Annotated in this window: 19 protein-coding genes and 1 tRNA gene; all 20 read right to left on the bottom strand. The window is 67.3% G+C overall.

Annotation, left to right across the window (positions count from 1 at the left end; all coding sequences use genetic code 11):
- Positions 1 to 192: 192 nt before the first annotated feature.
- Positions 193 to 888, bottom strand: coding sequence for a tetratricopeptide repeat protein (locus tag FHT19_RS16435; RefSeq protein WP_169475951.1), 696 nt, complete (start codon positions 886 to 888; stop codon positions 193 to 195).
- Positions 885 to 1,322, bottom strand: coding sequence for a cytochrome c-type biogenesis protein (locus tag FHT19_RS16430; protein WP_168556713.1), 438 nt, complete (start codon positions 1,320 to 1,322; stop codon positions 885 to 887). Before FHT19_RS16430 ends, FHT19_RS16435 begins: the two co-directional genes overlap by 4 nt.
- Positions 1,319 to 1,879, bottom strand: a complete 561-nt coding sequence (locus tag FHT19_RS16425) for a redoxin family protein (protein WP_169475950.1) — start codon at positions 1,877 to 1,879, stop codon at positions 1,319 to 1,321. The genes FHT19_RS16430 and FHT19_RS16425 overlap by 4 nt, the downstream gene beginning before the upstream one ends.
- Entirely contained in the window at positions 1,876 to 3,819 is a 1,944-nt protein-coding gene (locus tag FHT19_RS16420; protein ID WP_169475949.1) for a heme lyase CcmF/NrfE family subunit, read from the bottom strand. The genes FHT19_RS16425 and FHT19_RS16420 overlap by 4 nt, the downstream gene beginning before the upstream one ends.
- Positions 3,816 to 4,268 (bottom strand): cytochrome c maturation protein CcmE, encoded by a 453-nt coding sequence (gene ccmE, locus FHT19_RS16415; protein ID WP_168556710.1) that lies wholly within the window; start codon positions 4,266 to 4,268, stop codon positions 3,816 to 3,818. Before ccmE ends, FHT19_RS16420 begins: the two co-directional genes overlap by 4 nt.
- Positions 4,265 to 4,450, bottom strand: a complete 186-nt coding sequence (locus FHT19_RS16410) for a hypothetical protein (RefSeq protein ID WP_169475948.1) — start codon at positions 4,448 to 4,450, stop codon at positions 4,265 to 4,267. The genes ccmE and FHT19_RS16410 overlap by 4 nt, the downstream gene beginning before the upstream one ends.
- Positions 4,451 to 4,472: 22 nt before the next feature.
- Positions 4,473 to 5,201 (bottom strand): heme ABC transporter permease CcmC, encoded by a 729-nt coding sequence (ccmC, locus tag FHT19_RS16405; RefSeq protein WP_168556997.1) that lies wholly within the window; start codon positions 5,199 to 5,201, stop codon positions 4,473 to 4,475.
- Positions 5,202 to 5,366: 165 nt separating this feature from the next.
- A tRNA-His gene (locus tag FHT19_RS16400) sits at positions 5,367 to 5,443 on the bottom strand.
- Positions 5,444 to 5,573: 130 nt separating this feature from the next.
- Positions 5,574 to 6,446 (bottom strand): type II secretion system protein GspK, encoded by an 873-nt coding sequence (locus FHT19_RS16395; RefSeq protein ID WP_169475947.1) that lies wholly within the window; start codon positions 6,444 to 6,446, stop codon positions 5,574 to 5,576.
- Positions 6,443 to 7,027 (bottom strand): type II secretion system protein GspJ, encoded by a 585-nt coding sequence (locus tag FHT19_RS16390; RefSeq protein WP_169475946.1) that lies wholly within the window; start codon positions 7,025 to 7,027, stop codon positions 6,443 to 6,445. Before FHT19_RS16390 ends, FHT19_RS16395 begins: the two co-directional genes overlap by 4 nt.
- The gene (gene gspI, locus FHT19_RS16385) at positions 7,024 to 7,392 is read right to left on the bottom strand and encodes a type II secretion system minor pseudopilin GspI (protein ID WP_169475945.1); all 369 of its coding nucleotides are present in this window, start codon (positions 7,390 to 7,392) and stop codon (positions 7,024 to 7,026) included. The genes FHT19_RS16390 and gspI overlap by 4 nt, the downstream gene beginning before the upstream one ends.
- Complete coding sequence (locus FHT19_RS16380) at positions 7,389 to 7,895, bottom strand: GspH/FimT family pseudopilin (protein ID WP_169475944.1); 507 nt, start codon at positions 7,893 to 7,895, stop codon at positions 7,389 to 7,391. The genes gspI and FHT19_RS16380 overlap by 4 nt, the downstream gene beginning before the upstream one ends.
- Before the next feature lie 77 nt (positions 7,896 to 7,972).
- A complete protein-coding gene (locus tag FHT19_RS16375; RefSeq protein WP_169475943.1) occupies positions 7,973 to 8,434 on the bottom strand; it encodes a MarR family transcriptional regulator in 462 nt (153 codons plus the stop codon).
- A 173-nt stretch (positions 8,435 to 8,607) separates the two neighbouring features.
- Positions 8,608 to 8,835, bottom strand: a complete 228-nt coding sequence (gene rpmE, locus FHT19_RS16370) for a 50S ribosomal protein L31 (RefSeq protein ID WP_022677314.1) — start codon at positions 8,833 to 8,835, stop codon at positions 8,608 to 8,610.
- 125 nt (positions 8,836 to 8,960) lie between these two features.
- Complete coding sequence (fabZ, locus tag FHT19_RS16365; RefSeq protein ID WP_168556704.1) at positions 8,961 to 9,434, bottom strand: 3-hydroxyacyl-ACP dehydratase FabZ; 474 nt, start codon at positions 9,432 to 9,434, stop codon at positions 8,961 to 8,963.
- A gap of 20 nt (positions 9,435 to 9,454) precedes the next feature.
- Entirely contained in the window at positions 9,455 to 10,150 is a 696-nt protein-coding gene (locus tag FHT19_RS16360; protein ID WP_168556703.1) for an OmpH family outer membrane protein, read from the bottom strand.
- The gene (gene bamA / locus FHT19_RS16355; protein WP_169475942.1) at positions 10,150 to 12,819 is read right to left on the bottom strand and encodes an outer membrane protein assembly factor BamA; all 2,670 of its coding nucleotides are present in this window, start codon (positions 12,817 to 12,819) and stop codon (positions 10,150 to 10,152) included. The genes FHT19_RS16360 and bamA overlap by 1 nt, the downstream gene beginning before the upstream one ends.
- Positions 12,820 to 13,050: 231 nt before the next feature.
- Entirely contained in the window at positions 13,051 to 14,199 is a 1,149-nt protein-coding gene (gene rseP, locus FHT19_RS16350) for an RIP metalloprotease RseP (protein ID WP_210425695.1), read from the bottom strand.
- Entirely contained in the window at positions 14,196 to 15,359 is a 1,164-nt protein-coding gene (locus FHT19_RS16345) for a 1-deoxy-D-xylulose-5-phosphate reductoisomerase (protein WP_169475941.1), read from the bottom strand. Before FHT19_RS16345 ends, rseP begins: the two co-directional genes overlap by 4 nt.
- Positions 15,356 to 16,063: a phosphatidate cytidylyltransferase gene (locus FHT19_RS16340; protein ID WP_248290513.1), complete on the bottom strand. Its 708-nt coding sequence runs from the start codon at positions 16,061 to 16,063 to the stop codon at positions 15,356 to 15,358. The genes FHT19_RS16345 and FHT19_RS16340 overlap by 4 nt, the downstream gene beginning before the upstream one ends.
- Positions 16,064 to 16,074 lie beyond the last annotated feature (11 nt).

Below are 16,074 nucleotides of genomic sequence, written 5' to 3'. Positions count from 1 at the left end.
GCGGGAACGGATCGGTCCGCAGCCCCTGATTCACCCACGGCATTGTTCATGGCAAGACTGCCCCCGGCCGCACTGGCCCCATGTCACCATCCGGCCCGCGATAGGGCCGAATCGGGCCGGCGCTTAGCACCGGCGCCCAACCTGAAGCAATGGTGACCAAAGCGCCGCAAGCGGCAAGCAGTTCCCGAGAATTCACTTCTTGCCGGACGCCGGAGCCGGCGCCGCAGGCGCGGGCGCAGGTTCTCCCGAAGCCGCCGGCGCGCCGCCGCTTGCGGCAATCATCTGGTCCAGCCGTTCCAGCCGCGCGGCCAGATCGGGGCGATAGGGCGCATCGGCGGGCGAGCGCGCCAAGAGATCGGCCCACATCGCGCGCGCATCGACCAGGCGGCCCGATTGCGCCAGCGCCAGGCCCATGAAGAACGGCGGGCCGGGGTGATTGGGATCGATCGCGGCGGCACGGCGGAACGCATATTGCGCGGCCGGGGTAATCAGCCCCTCGCTATGCCCCACCAGCGCATTGCCCAGTGCCACTTCGACATCGGCATCATCGGGGTTTTCACGCGCGGCCTTGCCCAGCACATCGGCCGCGGCGCGGTATTGGCCCTGCCGCGTGAGCCCGTCGGCCAGGATCAACCAGCTGCGTCCCTTGGCAAAGGAATTGCCCATCTGCTGCCGTTCCTTGAGCAGCGTGGCATCAGCCACCGCAGCGTTTTCCACAGCGGGTGTGGGGGCGCCAGGCAGGCCGGGATGGCCTTGCAGCGCATAACCGGCAAGGCCGAACAGCAGCGCTGCGCCCGTCACTTCCCAGCCGGTGCGCGGCAGGCGCCCGATCAGGACCATTGCGGCAAACGCCACCCCTGCCACGGCGAGAACCAGAACCCAGGTCATGGCTTGTCCTTGCGAAGATTGGCACGGCGAAAGCGCCCGCGCAGCAGCAGCGCGGCCAGCGCCAGGAACACCGCCGGCGCGGCAAACAGCGGCCAGGTCAGCGGCTTGACCTGCGGCGTATAGCTCACATAGTCGCCATAGCGGTCGATCAGCCACTGGCGGATCGCCTCGGGCTGTTCCCCGGCGGCAATGCGCGTGCGCACTTCGTTGCGCATGTCACCGGCCATCGAGGCATCGGAATCGGCGATCGACTGGCTCTGGCACTTGAGGCAGCGCAGCGTTTCCATCAAGGCTTGCGCCTTGGCCTCCTGCGCCGGATCGGGCAGCTGGCGATAGGCATAGGGCGCAGGCGGCATGCTGTCTTGCGCCACGAGCGGGGCCAGCGGCAGGACCAAGGCAGCGCCTGCAGCAAGAATGAAACGGCTTCGTTTCATTGTCCTGCCTCCTTGAGCTTGCCCAGGATCATCGGCACGTCATCGGGCATGATCGCGCCGATATGCTGGTAGCGGATCACGCCGCGCGCATCGACCACGAAGGTTTCGGGCACGCCCGAAGACCCGATGCCGATCTGCACCTTGCTGAGGTCATCCTGGCCGATGCGGGCAAAGGGGTTGCCGTTGGCTGCCAGGAACCGGGCCAGATCGTCCTTGCGGTCGCGGATGGCCACGCCATCGATCTCGGCCCCGGCTGCGGCCAGCTGGGCCAGCTGCGGCGCTTCCACCGCGCAAGGGCCGCACCACGAGGCGAAGATGTTGAGCAGGCGCGGCTTGCCACCCACGAACTGCGCCCTGGTGAGGCCCGGCCGGTCGGCACTTGCGGGCGGCAGATCGAACGCCGGGATCGGCTTGCCGATGAACGTGCTGGCCACTTCACGGTTGTCGGGCCGCAGCAGGCCCCAGACCACCAGGGCAAGGAAGGCGGCAAACAGCGCGAGCGGCAACCACAGCGCCAGGCCCGGCTTGCGTGGAGCGGAGGACGGCGGGCCGCTCATCGGCCCTGCCTTTCGCGGCGAAACGTGATCTTGTCGATAGCCACCAGCCGCTTCACGTCGCGGGCCACCCGCCCGACCAGGGCGAGCAAACCGCCCAGGCCCACGAGCAATCCGCCCAGCCAGATCAGCGGCACGAAGGGCTTCCACCAGAAGCGCATCTGCCAGCGGCCGTCGTCGCCCTCTTCACCCAGCACCACATAGAGCTGGCCGTTCCAGCGGGTTTTCAAGGCGGATTCGGTGCGTGTGCCGGGCGGATTGGCAAAGACCCGCGCCTGCGGCGTGAGCACGACCGCATCGCCGCCGGCGTAGCGGGCCGAAACCGTGGCCTGCAGCGCCGTCCAGTTCGGACCTGCCACCGGATCGATGCGATCGAGCGTCAGGGCATAAGGGCCGACCTGGCGGGTTTCACCAGGGGTGAGCGCGGCCAGCTTCTCGATCGAAAACGCGCTTTCGCTGGCCATGCCCATCGCCGCGACGGCCAGGCCCAGGTGGCTGACCACCATGCCCCAGACCGGCAGGGGGGTGCGGCGCAGGTTGCGGCCGCGCAAGGGCAGCAAGCTGGCGAGCGCCAGCCCGGCGCCCAGCCCAAGGCCCAGCGCGGGCAACGTGTTGACGCCCGACGCAAAGGCCGCGCCTGCAACCGCCACGGCGAGCAGCGCCGGAACCGCCAGCACCGGAGCCACGCGGCCGCCACGATCGTCCTTCCAGCGCAGAAGCGGCCCCACCGCCATCACCACCAGCATGGGGAAGGCAAAGATCGCCGAAACCGGGTTGAAATAGGGCGGTCCCACCGAAACCTTGACGCCGAACGCCTCGGTCAACAGCGGATAGAGCGTGCCGACCAGCACGATGCCCAGGATGCCGCAGAGCATCACGTTGTTGAACACCAGCGCCGCCTCGCGGCTGACGAAGGCAAAGCGCGCGCCTTCGGTCACCGTGCCGGCGCGCAGGGCAAAGAGCAGCAGCGCCCCGCCGATGTAGATCGCCAGCAGGGCCAGGATGAAGCTGCCCCGCGCCGGATCGACCGCAAAGGCATGGACGGAGGTGAGAATGCCCGAACGCACCAGGAACGTGCCGACCATCGACATGGAAAAGGCAATCACGCCCAGCATCACCGTCCAGGCGCGCAGCGCATTGCGGGCGGCCAGCACCGACACCGAGTGGAGCAGCGCGGTCGCCGCCAGCCAGGGCATGAGCGAAGCGTTTTCAACCGGGTCCCAGAACCACCAGCCGCCCCAACCCAGCGTGTAGTATGCCCAATAGGAACCGGCGGTGATCCCCACCGTCAGGAAGATCCACGCGCCCAGCACCCAAGGGCGCATCGCGCGGGCAAAGGCCGGCCCGACATCGCGCGTGATCAGCGCGCCCACGGCAAAGCTGAACGCGATCGAAAGCCCGACATAGCCGACGTAGAGCGTGGGCGGATGGAACGCGAGGCCGATATCCTGCAGCAACGGGTTGAGCCCGGCGCCTTCGGGCGCGGGCTGCGGCAGCCGGGCAAAGGGGTTGGACGCAAGCAGCAGGAACGCATAGAAACCCAGGCTGACGAAAGCCTGCGCTGCCAGCGTGGCGATCAGGGTCTTTTCCGGCAGGCGCCGTTCGACCAGCGCCACGAACCCGCCCGCCAGGCTCATGATCGTGACCCACAGCAGCATCGAGCCTTCGTGGTTGCCCCAGGTTCCGGCGATCTTGAAGATCAGCGGCTTGGCCGAATGGCTGTTTTCGGCCACCAGCTTGACCGAAAGATCGGTGGTCACGAACAGGGTGATCAGCGCGGCAAACGACAGAGCCACCAGCACGCCTTGCGCCACGGCCACCGGGCGCACCACGCCCACCATGCCCGCGCCCTGCGGCCGCAGCGCCAGCGCGCCGGCGACGAGTTGCAGCACTGCCAGCGCCGCTGCCATCCACAGAATGGCCAGTCCGAGTTCGGCGATCATTTCGTTTCCGCCACCACGGCCTTGGCCTGGGCCTGGGTCATGTCCTTCATTTCGCGCGGCACATATTTCTCGTCATGCTTGGCCAGGAGATTGTCAGCCACGAAAGTGGCGCCTTCCATGCGGCCTTCGGCCACCACGCCCGATCCTTCCACGAACAGGTCGGGCGTGATCCCGGCATAGCGCACGGGCACCGTGGCCTTGCCATCGCCCACCACGAACGTGATCGTCACGCCATCGGGCATGGTCTTGATCGATCCTCGCTGCACCATGCCGCCCAGGCGCACCGCCCGGCCCTGTTCGGGCGGGTGCGCCACCAGATCGCTGGGCACGTAGAAATAGCTCGCCTGCTTGGACAGCGCCCAGGCCGCCAGCAGCCCGGCGCCGATCAGCGCCGCCAGGGCAATGACCAGCAGGACCAGCCGTTGATGCTTGGCCTTGATCGCACTCATGTTTCGCTCTTTCGCCCGGTGTTCTTTCTCTCGGGACCGCCCGATCGGCCACGCACGGCATCGCGCCGCGCCTCGGCCCGGCGCATGGACCACAGGGTAAGGCCCACCAGCAGCAACGTGCCCACCACCCCGACAGTGAGGGCAGCGGCGACATAATGCCATTGATCGAGGCGTTCGTGCATGAAAATCCCTCCCGCGTGGCCGTCAGGCCATGGCCTTGCGGCGCAGGCGCGCCTCGGCCTGGATATCGGCCAGCAGCGTGCGCATGCGGGCCAGCACGACACCGCCGAAAATACAGGAAAAACCCAGCGCGCCGATGAGCAGCGGCCACAGGAACGTGCCATCGATCGACGACTTGCCCAGCGTGATCGAGGCGGGCTGGTGCAGGCTGTTCCACCAGATCACCGAACGGTTGATGATCGGGATGTTGATCGCGCCCACCATGCCGAAGATCGCGGTAACGCGGCTGGCGCCGCTGCCCGCGGCGGCATCGCGCTGCGCCGCGCCGGCCAGCGCGATATAGCCGAAATAGAGGAACAGCAGGATCAGATAGCTGGTCAGCCGCCCGTCCCACACCCACCAGGTACCCCAGGTCGGCCGCGCCCAGATCGATCCGGTGATCAGGCAAAGCGCGGTGAACACGGCCCCGGGCACCGCCGCCGCCCGCGCGGCAATGGCCGCCAGCGGATGGCGCCAGACCAGCTCGACCAGGCTGGACACCGCGATGGTGGACCAGCCGGCCATGCCCAGCCAGGCGCAAGGCACGTGGATGAACAGGATACGCACCGTCTGCCCCATCAACCGATCGGGCGGAACCACCAGCAGGCCCCAGGCCAGCGCGCCGAAAGCGAGGACCAGCCCCACCCCCAGCAAAAGCGGCATAAGCCAGCGGGCAAGCCGCAAAAAACGGGCGGGATTGGCAAAACCGTGCATATCGGCGAACTTGGGATCCTTCTCCACCAGGCCATGGCCCGGCCGCTCTGCTGTGCCATTGCGCCAGATCAAGGGCAAGCAAAACAGCGGCGGAAAGCCTTGGACCTTTGGGAGGAGAAGGCGTGGGGCGGCCACATGAGCCACCCACTGCAATGTCAGGAGAAATGGGGCGATCGAAGGGGTTCGAACCCTCGACCTCCGGTACCACAAACCGGCGCTCTAACCAACTGAGCTACGATCGCCACGGCGGCGCCCTGGGGCGTGTCCGCAAGTCCGAAAGGGGCGGCATCAAGCGTGCTCCGTTCGGGTGGCCGCCCTTGCAACAATCCCGCCGCCTTGAAAAGGGAAAACTTGCATCGGGGGATAACTTTTTCAGTGGTCGGCGGCGTCGCCCCACGTGCGTGCAGCGATTTGCGGGGTGGCCTGGCTGGCGTCCACCAGCACCTCTTCGGACCACGCCTGCGAATCGATCGTGGCGACCAGCCGTGCCCGCAGCCAGCGATCATCCAGCAGCACTTCGCCCGGCGCCAGACCCTGTGCCGGCCCAAGCGCGCTGGCAAGATCGCGATAGCCACCGGGCGGCGCCAGGGCGATCACCTGCTCGGCCCGCGCCACGGGCAACAGGTCCGGCGCGAACATGGCCAGCAGGCGTCCCTGCCCCGGCGCCAGGCTGCGCAGGGCCACGGGCGAACTGCCCGCTTCGGGCAAGGCGCAAAGCCACGGCGCAAGGCGGGCATGGCGCGCCGCCGTCATCCCCGCCACGGCGCGCAGTTCGCCAACGGCGAGCAGCGGGCGGCCAGCAGCCTCGATCCAACCCGCCATGCCCTCGGCCAGGGACCGGGCTTCATCGGGCGCGGTCCCCAGCGAGACCGCAAGCGCGCGCAGTTCGAGCACGCCCGCCGCGCGCGGACCCAGCGTGCCATCGGCCTGTGGCGTGACGAGGGCGTTGACGTTGAAGCAATTGCCACCCGGCCCCACGCGCCAGGCGATCTGTCCACGCGGGACCGGCCAGTGGCCCTGTCCCGAGCGCAGCCCGGCGCCGAGCTGCACCAGAAGCCGTGCTTCCCCCTCTGCCAGAGCGCGTTGCGCGGCCCCTTGCGCCTCTACATTGGCGGCCAGGCGGGTCGCCAGGCCGAGCCTGTCGAGCATCAGCGCGGCCAGCACGGCCATGATCGCCACCAGCACCAGCACCGCAAGCAGCGCAGCGCCCCGTTCGGGCCCCCTGCCCTCGCGCCGCCCGCTCATGGCCGACCGACCGGCACGACAAGCTGGAGCGGCCCGGCAAGCCCGGCTGGCTGCACCTGCAGTTCGGCGGCAACCGGCCAGGCATCGCCCGCCCCCTGCCCCCCGGCGGGCCAGGGCGGATCATGCCATCGGCCCGCATCGTCGCGCAGCCGCAGGCGGGGCCGCGTTGCCAGGGGCAGGATCACCACCTCCGCAGCGGGGGCCGCCCCGGCAAGCTGGGCATAGCTGCGCCGCACCAGAGCCTGCCCGGTCCACCGGTATTCCAGGCGCTCAAGCGGCGGGCGCGGCAAGTCTTCCGGATTGGCCCGCCCGCCGCGCACCAAGGCGAGCAACAGGCCGCCATCGGGAGCGCCGGCAACAAGCCCCAGGCGTGGCTCGGCCTGGACCAGGTCTGCCCGCCACAGCGCCACCATGCGACGCAGGCGGCCGGCATCGGCATCGTGCCGGCGCAGCACGAGTTCGCTTGCCACCGTGCCGCGCAGCAGGCCCAGAGCAGCGGCGGCAATCAGCGCGAAGACGGCAAGCGCCACCAGCATTTCGACCAGGGTAAAGCCCCGCTCTGCGCCACGGTGCGCAATCATCGCGCGAACTGCACCGCGCGCGCAACGCTCGCCTCGCCCGGCGCATCGAGCGCCCGGACGGTGATGTGCGCCACCAGCAGCGCGCCATCGCGCCGCACGCTGCGTTGCCAGGCAAAGCGGCGGCCTGCGTTGATCGTGATCCCGCCTACCACGCCCGCGGTCGGGACGCCGGGATCGGTACGCCATTGCGTGGCCAGATTGCCGGCGGTCACATCGCGCAGCAGGCGCCGATCGAGCGCGGCGCTGCCCGCCAGGCTGGCCGCCTCAAGCCGCAGCAGCGCCAGCGCCGCCACGGCAAACACCGCAAGCGCCACCATCACTTCAAGCAGCGAAAAACCATTGGACGTGGGCGGGCGAGCCATCATCGCGCAACCACGGTGACCGCGCCATCAGGCGCCATGGCAACGCCTGCGCGCTGCCCATCGGCCGCCAGTTCGACCGCCAGCGGCGCGCTGGGCATGCCAACCGCATCGAACAGCACCCGCCGCGTGACACCGCCAGCGCCGGGCACATCGACCGCAAGACCGGGCGGCCAGGCATGGGCGGCCAGGCGCCGATCGGCCAGCGCGGTCCAGGCATCGTCATGGCGGACGGCAAAGGCATAGCCCGTGCGATCGATCGTCAGCGCCACGGGGCGTCCACCGATGACGGCAGCATCGCGCGCCGCCGCCAGGCGAAGCGCCAGGCGCTGCGCCTCTGTTTCGGGAAGGGACGAAAAACCCGGCATGGCCAGGATCACCGCGGTGGCGGCAAGGCCGGCAATGGCTAGGGCCACGATCAGTTCGACCAGCGAAAAGCCGGCCTGCCCGCCGCGATTCTCTGGTTCGGGCGCAAAAGAGGCCGGGGAATGCGCGCTCGCCGGGTTCATCCCTGGGCGATTGCGCCCCGCCCCCGGTCAGCGCAAGCGCGGCCGGGGCCGTTTTGGAGCTAATACGAAAGGCGTGGTCAGCCTTCGGCGTCTTCACGCTGCGCGCGAATCACCGGCAGCGCGGCATGCAATGCGGCCAGGGTATCGGCGTCGAACAGATGGGAAAAACGCTGCTCGTGACGTTCGATCCGCGCCTTGGCATCGGCAACGACGGCCGCGCCCGTGTCTGTCACGCGCAAGGCATGGCTGCGGCCATCGGCGCGTTCGCGATCGATCAGGCCGCGATCCATCAGGCGCGAAACGATCGGCACCATGTTGGCGCGCTTGATGCCCAGCACCTGCCCCACTTCGGTTTGCGAACAGCCGGGGTTTTCCGCCACCACCAGCAGCGCGGTGACTTCCGCCGGGCGCAATTCGATATCGGCGAGTTCGCGGGCCAGATCGGCCATCATCACGGCCGAGGCGCGGCGCAACTGGTAACCGAGCAGGCGATCGAGCGAATTGGCCAGCAGACCGGACGGGGAAAGGGGTGGAAGCATGCCGTTACCTTATGACGAGACCGGGCCATAGCAAGCGGGTACGCCCCCGACAGCCACGCAAACCGCGCGATTTCATTTCCGCGCTGGGCGACGGATACGAAAAAGGGCGGCCAAGGCCGCCCTTCGTGCGCAAGGGGCGCGGCCCGCAAAGGCCCGCCCCCGATGCGGCCGAATCACTTCTTGAGCGTAAGGCCACCGAAGCGCTTGTTGAACTGGGCCACGCGGCCACCCTGGTCCAGCAGACGCTGGTTGCCACCGGTCCAGGCCGGGTGCGAGGTGGGATCGATGTCGAGTGCCAGCGTGTCGCCTTCCTTGCCCCAGGTGGAGCGGGTTTCGAACACGGTGCCGTCGGTCATCTGCACCTTGATGAAGTGGTAGTCGGGGTGGATGTTGGCCTTCATGGTACTGCTCCGATATGCCGCCGGTTCCGACCGGCAGCTGGGAAACGGGTAAGGGAAACTCGAAAGCGGCGCCCCTAATCCAAAGGGCGCCGCTTGTCGAGTCTCGTGCCGAAAACGGCAGGCAATCAGCTGTCGGCGATCATCGCGGTAAAGCTGCATTCCGTGGCGATCTTGTCACCCAGCATGGCCTTGCCAGCAAACTTGCACACGCGCGACCGCTTTTGCGTGAATTCCACGTGCAGGTCGAGCAGGCAACCCGGCTCCACCGGCGTGCGGAACTTGGCATCCTCGATCGCCATGAAATAGACCAGCTTGCCAGACCCGGCGAGGCCGAGCGTTTCGACCGCGAGCACGCCGGCCGCCTGGGCCAGCGCCTCGATCTGGAGGACGCCGGGCATGATCGGGCGGCCGGGGAAGTGACCCTGGAAGAACTGCTCGTTCATGGTCACTGCCTTGATCGCGTGGATGCGCTCACCCACCACGAGCGAGGCGACGCGATCGACCAGCAGCAAGGGATAGCGATGCGGCAGCGCCGCCATCACCTTGGTCACGTCGAACGACAGCGGCGCGGCCGTTGCGGCCTGGACTTCCTCGGTCATCTTCCCCTGCCTGCCTTGCCTTAGCGGCCTTCGGGCGCCTTGGCGCCGGCCTGAGCCGGTGCGGCCTGCTGCTGGGCCTGCTGCTGCGCGGCGGCTTCACGCTGCGCGCGCGGCATCCAGCCGGCGGGCGGCACGAGCTGTGCGGTGGGGATCAGGGCGTTGAGTTCGGTCAGGATATCCTGGCTGATGTTGGACGCCGGATCGCCCTTCACCACGGCCTGCACGTCGAGCACGATCGTGGCGCGGCGCTTGGCCATGGCGCGCTGGGTAGCGTCGTCCAGCTTGTCCGAAATCTGTTCGATCACATACTGTTCGGCCAGGTTCAGCGGCGCCAGGATCTGCTGGATCTCGCGCTTGCCATCTTCCTGGATCTGCTGGATCTGTTCCACTTCGGCCTGCAGCGCGTTGCGATCGGCCTTGGGGTTCTTCTGGTCGGCCTGGAACTTGTCGGCCAGCGGCTTGAGCTGGGCGTTGATCTGGTCGCTGCGCGTCTTGGCCTGGTCGATCTGCGCCTTGTAGGTGACCGGGCGCTGCTGCATCGCGGTCTGGTAGGCCGACGACGAGCCGACGATCGCCTGCGGATTTGCATAGGCGATGCCGTTGGCGACAGGAGCGGTGGACGCAGCCGGAGCGGCAGCGCGCGATTGAGCCATGGCTGCGGGGGCAGCCGAGATCATCAGGCCCGCGATCAGGGCCGAGGCAATGCGGAGTTTCATCAGAACTGGGTTCCCACGTTGAAAGTGATGGGCTGGGTGTCGTCGCCGTCGACCTTCTTCAAGACCTTGGCGAAGTCGATGCGGAACGGGCCGAATGGCGAGTTCCAGTTGACGCCGACGCCGATAGAGACGCGCGGCTGAGGTGAATTGCCGACGTAGACTTCGTCGTACTTCTGGTAAGTGCTGTTGGCCGTGCCGTCCGAAGCATTGGCCGCAGTGGTGACCTTGCCGGTCAGCGCATCGGTGTACAGCACGACGCCCGTGCTGGTGGCGGGGCGACGCACGCCCCACACCGCGCCGGCATCCATGAAGATCGACGGACGCAGGCCCATTTCGCGCGCGCCAGCGCCCAGCGGAATCTCCATTTCGGCGTGGCCGATATAATAGAAGCGGCCACCCAGTGCGTCGTCGGACCACGAGTTGCGATCGGTGGTGATCGCGCCAAACGTGCCATCGGAATTGCGCGAATAATACTTGCGCAGCACGCGCGGGCCGACGCCGCGAATATCGAAGCCGCGCATCTGGGGCTGGCCCAGGAAGAAGCGATCGGTCAGGCGCACGTCGTCCACGGTCGGGTCGCTCGAACGGCTGGCGAGCGGTGCGATCGCGCCGCCTTCGCCGCGCAGGCTGAACACAAAGCCCTTGCCCAGCGGCCAATAATGCGCGGCATTGGCGGTGATACGGGCGTATTTCACCGAACCGCCCAGGCCCGCGATATCGCCGCTGAGCAGCCACGAGGTGCCCTTGGTGGGGCGCATGCGGTTGTCCAGCGTATCATAGACCAGCGAGGTGCCGATGATCGAACTGACGCGGCTGCCGATCGCATCGCACAGATAACGGCCGGCCAGCAGCGGGCTGCACGTGCCGTCGAGGTAATAGGTCGCCTCGTCCAGCGTCACGTCGTCGAAGTTGAGCGTGTAGCGCCCGATCAGCGACATGTACTCGGTCAGCGGCACGCCGGCGCGGATCTGGAAGCCGGTGGTGGTCTGCTTGTACGTCGTGTTGCGGTTGGAATTGAGGTAGTTGAAGCTGTTGTAGTCGCGGCGATAGACGTCCACGCCCATCGAGATGTTGCGATCGAACAGGTACGGCTCGGTAAAGCTGACCTGGACGCTGCGCGAATAGTACGAATAGTCGACCGAGAGGCCGATCGTCTGGCCGCGACCGCGGAAGTTGTCCTGGCGGATCGAGGCCTGGAAGATGAAGCTTTCCAGGCTCGAGAAGCCCGCCGAAAGCTGCAGCTGGCCGGTGGGCTTTTCTTCCACGTTGGCTTCGAGCGCGATGCGATCGGGCGTGGTGCCCGGCTTCTGTTCGACTTCGAACTTTTCCTGGAAATAGCCCAGCGACTTGATGCGGTTGGACGAGCGCTTGATCTGGTAGGAATTGAACGCGTCGCCTTCGGCCAGGCGGAATTCGCGACGAATGACCTTGTCCTGCGTCAGCGTGTTGCCATTGACATCGACCCGCTCGACATAGACGCGCGGCGCTTCCGCAATGCGGAAGTTGATGCCCATGGTGAGGTCATCCTTGTTCCGCGCGAAATCGGGCTGCACGTTGGCAAAGGCATAACCCAGGCTGCCGGCCGTCTCGCTCAGGCTGTCGACCGTGTCTTCGACCAGCTTGGCGTTGTACCAATCGCCCGCCTTCATCGGCAGCTTCTTGACGAGGCTGTCGCCGTCGATCTCGCGCAGCTGGCTATCGACCTTCACGTCGCCGAACTTGTAGCGCTTCCCTTCCTCCACCACGTAAGTGATGATGAAGTCCTTCTTGTCCGGCGTCAGTTCGGCCACGGCCGAAACCACGCGGAAATCGGCATAGCCCTTGGTCAGGTAGAACTGGCGCAGCTTCTGCTGGTCGAACGCGAGGCGATCGGGATCGTAGCTGGTGCCCGAGGAGAACAGGCGGAAAGCGCGCGACTGCTTGGTCACCATCTCGGTGCGCAGCTCGGTATCCGAGAACTGCGAGTTGCCGATGATGTTGATCTGGCGAACCTTGGACTTGGGCCCTTCGCTGATCTCGAACACGATATCGACGCGGTTCTGGTCGAGCATGACCATCTTGGGCTCGACCGAGGCGGCGAATCGGCCCTGGCGCTTGTACAGCTCGATGATGCGCGACACGTCGGCGCGCACCTTGGACCGCGTGAAGATCTGGCGCGCCGAAAGCTTGATCTCGGGAAGGATCTTGTCTTCCTTGAGACGCTTGTTGCCTTCCAGGATGATGCGGTTGACGACCGGGTTTTCCTTGACCTGGATGGTCACGGCGCCGGCGTTGTTGCGCACCTGCACGTCGGCAAAGAGTTCGGTGGCGAACAGGTCCTTGAGCACCTGGTCGGCCGCGGCCTGGGTATAGCGATCGCCCTCGCGCAGGCGGATGTACGAGCGAATCGTATCAGGCTCGAGGCGCTGGGCGCCATCGATGGTGATCGAGGTGACCAGCTGCACCGGTTCGGCAGGGGCTGCCGGAACCGGGGCGGGTGCAGCGGCCGGCGCGGCAGCGGGTGCCGCGGCGGCAGCAGACTTGGCCTTGGGCGCGGACTGGGCCAGAGCCGGATTGACCAGCGTGGTCGAGGCGAGCAGCGCCACCGCGAGAGTCGAGGCCCTCGCCGAGGCTGGGTTCGGTGCCCGCGCTGCGGCGGGGGCGGTCAGGCTCGCGTACCGTTCATTCATCACCAAGCGCCATCCCGTCTGAATTCGTAATGTTCCGCCACACTGGCGGTTGCCGGATTTTCGGCACCGCAGCCCTGTGCCCCATGCCGCTTTGCCAATCAAGCAAGCATGGCGCAACGCACCGCATTCACCCCGCATATTGTGGAAAATAATGCGCCGAGGGCCCTTGCCGGGCCCCCTGCCCGGCTTGTGGCCGATCACGTGGCGCCAACGTGGCGCAGATCCAACGGATCAGCCGCCGAAAACCTTTGCTCCAAACAGGCCATGCGCACCGAACAGGTCGAGCGAGGCGACATCGTTGACCGTAACGATCAGCATCAGGGCCACCACCAGCGCCAGCCCGGTGCGAAACGCCCATTCCTGGCCGCGCGCACTGACCGGCCGGCGGCGCACCGCCTCTGCCAGGTAGAAGGCCAGATGCCCCCCGTCCAGCACCGGGATTGGCAACAGGTTGATGAATCCCAGATTAATCGAGATCAGCGCCACGAAGAACACGAAGGGCTGCCAGCCGGAAACAAGTTGCTCGCCCGAGTACTTGGCGATCTTGATCGGCCCGCCCAGTTCCTTCACTTCGCGCCGCCCGGTAACGATCTGGGCAATGCCGGTCACCATCGTATCGACAATGCCGCGCATCTGCCGCGCGCCATCGGCCACGGCCTCGAGCGGGCCCACGCGAACCACTTGCACGCTGGCCGGGCCGATCCCGATGAAGCCGATCTTCTGCACGTTGCCAAAGCGATCCGCATCGGTGCGGGTGGCAGCCACGATGGGAAGCGCCTGGCGCTTGCCGCCGCGGTCAACCACCATATCGAGCGCTTCGCCCGGGTGCTGCGCGACGGTCATCTTCACATCGACGAAGGTATCGACCGCGCCACCGCGCATCGCCACGATCCGGTCACCCACCCGAATGCCGGCCTTTTCCGCCACGGAGCCGGGCTGCACCACGCCCACCACCGGCGCGGCGACCAGCTTGCCATAGGCCATGGTAAAGCCGGAAAGGATGGCCAGCGCGACGAGCAGGTTGGTGACCGGGCCTGCCAGCACGATCAAGGCGCGCTGCCACAGCGGCTTGGCCTGGAACGTGCGGTTGCGCTCGCTGGCCGGCAGCGCCAGCCATTCGGCGGTCGGCTTGCTCGTCGGGCTCATGTCGCCGGCGAACTGGACGTAGCCACCCAGCGGCAGCAGCGAGAGCTTCCAGCGCGTGCCGCGCTTGTCGGTCCAGCCGACGAGTTCGCGACCAAAGCCGATGGAAAAGACGTCAGCCTTTACCCCGCACCAGCGCCCGACCAGATAGTGTCCCAACTCGTGCAGGAAAACGAGCGGCCCCAGCACGAGCACGAAGGCCAGGAAACTGGTCAATAGGCCGGGAGTGTGCATCAACGAACGGGCTCCATGCACTCATGTGCGCGCAAGCGGGCTTCCTGGTCAACCGCGATCACATCCGCCAACGATGCCGGTGGCGGGGGCAGTCCACGGTCCAGGACCGCTTCGACACATGCCACGATCCTGGTGAACCCGATCTTACCAGCCAGGAATGCAGCCACCGCAATTTCGTTGGCGGCATTGAGCACTGCCGGCGCGCCGCCCCCGGCGATCACCGCTTCGCGCGCCAGGCGCGTGGCGGGAAAGCGCTGCTCGTCGGGCTTGCGAAACGTCAGTTCCCCGATCTCGGCCAGATCCAGCGGCGTGCAGGGCGTATCCATGCGTTCGGGCCAAGCGAGGCACGAAGCGATCGGCACGCGCATGTCCGACGGGCCGAGTTGTGCCAGGGTGGAACCATCGCGGTATTCGACCATCGAATGAACGATCGATTGCGGATGCACCAGGATACGCAACCGCTCCACGCCCACGGGGAAGAGATGGAACGCCTCGATGAATTCGAGGCCCTTGTTCATCATCGTGGCCGAATCGACGCTGATCTTGGCGCCCATCGACCAGTTGGGATGCTTGACCGCCTGCGCGGGCGTGGCATCGACCAGGCGATCGGCCGCCCAATCGCGGAACGGGCCACCGCTGGCGGTGAGCGTGATCATCCGCACATGCTGCGCAGCATTGCCCGCCAGGCACTGGAAGATCGCGTTGTGTTCCGAATCGACCGGCAGCAGCGTGGCGCCGCTGCGCGCGACGGCGGCGGTCATCACCTCGCCTGCCGAAACCAGCGCTTCCTTGTTGGCGAGGGCCACGATCCGGCCGCATTCGATCGCAGCCATGGTGGGGGCAAGGCCGGCACAGCCCACGATCGCCGCCACGGTGATATCAGCCCCGCGCGCCGCAGCCTCTACCAGCGCGGCGGGCCCGGCGGCGGCTTCCACGCCCGAGCCGGCAAGCGCGGCGCGCAAGTCTTCGAGACAGGCGGGATCGGCCACGACCGCGAGCCTGGCCGAGAATTCACGGGCCAGGGCCGCCAGTTCGGCCACTTGGGCGTGGGCTGTCAGTGCCTCCACCCGAAAGGCCGACGGATTGCGCCGCACCAGATCGAGCGTGGAAGCGCCGATCGAACCGGTGGCCCCCAGGACGGTGATCGTGCGTTGCGCGGTCATGCCGGTGCACCCAGCGCCCAGGCCGTGCCGACGATGATCGCCACCGGCAGCAGGCCATCGACGCGATCGAAAAAGCCGCCGTGGCCCGGAATGAGGCGCGAGGAATCCTTGACCCCTGCCCGCCGCTTGAGCCACGATTCGTAGAAATCGCCCGCTTGCGCGGCCACCGCAAGCGCCGCGCCGGCAAGCGCCGCCACGCCCAGGTTGGCGATATGCAATGCTTCTGCCAGGCTTGGCCCGGTGGGACCGATGCCGCTGATCAGCCAGGCACCGCCCAGCGTGAACAGGCCGGTCCACAGCCCCGCCGCCGCCATGCCGCCAGCCAGCCCCGCCCAGGTCTTGGACGGACTGATGCGCGGGGCGATCTTGGGGCCGCCCAGCGCCCGGCCGGTGAAATAGGCGCCAGTGTCGGTGCAGATGACGAGGCCCATGACGGCGACGAGCAGCGGCGTGGGCATCACGATCAGCGCCAGCGCCCCCCACCCGACGTAGACAGCGCCGGTGATAACGGCAGCGCCCATGCGCGCGGGATCGGGCGCGATGCGCGAAACCAGACGCACGTATTCGCCAAACACGACAAGGCCGACCAGCGCGATGAACGCATCGAGCGCCACGCCCCCCCGCCACACGGCAAGCCCGGCCACTGCCAGCATGACCACCGCCGATGCCACGCGCACCGGCAGGTCCGACCGTTTGGCAGGCACGGCCGCGGCAG

Origin of the sequence: Novosphingobium sp. SG919 (genome assembly GCF_012932495.1) — a bacterium.
GTDB classification, from domain to species: Bacteria; Pseudomonadota; Alphaproteobacteria; order Sphingomonadales; family Sphingomonadaceae; genus Novosphingobium; species Novosphingobium rhizosphaerae.
This window is presented reverse-complemented; position numbering and strand designations above follow the sequence as displayed.

Excerpts from the sequence above, each read along its gene's own strand:
- FHT19_RS16435 (WP_169475951.1), bottom strand. The coding sequence starts at position 888 with ATGACCTGGGTTCTGGTTCTCGCCGTGGCAGGGGTGGCGTTTGCCGCA.
- FHT19_RS16420 (WP_169475949.1), bottom strand. The coding sequence starts at position 3,819 with ATGATCGCCGAACTCGGACTGGCCATTCTGTGGATGGCAGCGGCGCTG.
- FHT19_RS16390 (WP_169475946.1), bottom strand. The coding sequence starts at position 7,027 with ATGATTGCGCACCGTGGCGCAGAGCGGGGCTTTACCCTGGTCGAAATG.
- fabZ (WP_168556704.1), bottom strand. The coding sequence starts at position 9,434 with ATGACCGAGGAAGTCCAGGCCGCAACGGCCGCGCCGCTGTCGTTCGAC.
- FHT19_RS16360 (WP_168556703.1), bottom strand. The coding sequence starts at position 10,150 with ATGAAACTCCGCATTGCCTCGGCCCTGATCGCGGGCCTGATGATCTCG.
- gspI (WP_169475945.1), bottom strand. The coding sequence starts at position 7,392 with ATGATGGCTCGCCCGCCCACGTCCAATGGTTTTTCGCTGCTTGAAGTG.
- FHT19_RS16380 (WP_169475944.1), bottom strand. The coding sequence starts at position 7,895 with ATGAACCCGGCGAGCGCGCATTCCCCGGCCTCTTTTGCGCCCGAACCA.
- FHT19_RS16345 (WP_169475941.1), bottom strand. The coding sequence starts at position 15,359 with ATGACCGCGCAACGCACGATCACCGTCCTGGGGGCCACCGGTTCGATC.
- rpmE (WP_022677314.1), bottom strand. The coding sequence starts at position 8,835 with ATGAAGGCCAACATCCACCCCGACTACCACTTCATCAAGGTGCAGATG.
- ccmC (WP_168556997.1), bottom strand. The coding sequence starts at position 5,201 with ATGCACGGTTTTGCCAATCCCGCCCGTTTTTTGCGGCTTGCCCGCTGG.
- FHT19_RS16375 (WP_169475943.1), bottom strand. The coding sequence starts at position 8,434 with ATGCTTCCACCCCTTTCCCCGTCCGGTCTGCTGGCCAATTCGCTCGAT.
- bamA (WP_169475942.1), bottom strand. The coding sequence starts at position 12,819 with ATGAATGAACGGTACGCGAGCCTGACCGCCCCCGCCGCAGCGCGGGCA.
- FHT19_RS16425 (WP_169475950.1), bottom strand. The coding sequence starts at position 1,879 with ATGAGCGGCCCGCCGTCCTCCGCTCCACGCAAGCCGGGCCTGGCGCTG.
- FHT19_RS16430 (WP_168556713.1), bottom strand. The coding sequence starts at position 1,322 with ATGAAACGAAGCCGTTTCATTCTTGCTGCAGGCGCTGCCTTGGTCCTG.
- ccmE (WP_168556710.1), bottom strand. The coding sequence starts at position 4,268 with ATGAGTGCGATCAAGGCCAAGCATCAACGGCTGGTCCTGCTGGTCATT.
- FHT19_RS16395 (WP_169475947.1), bottom strand. The coding sequence starts at position 6,446 with ATGAGCGGGCGGCGCGAGGGCAGGGGGCCCGAACGGGGCGCTGCGCTG.
- FHT19_RS16410 (WP_169475948.1), bottom strand. The coding sequence starts at position 4,450 with ATGCACGAACGCCTCGATCAATGGCATTATGTCGCCGCTGCCCTCACT.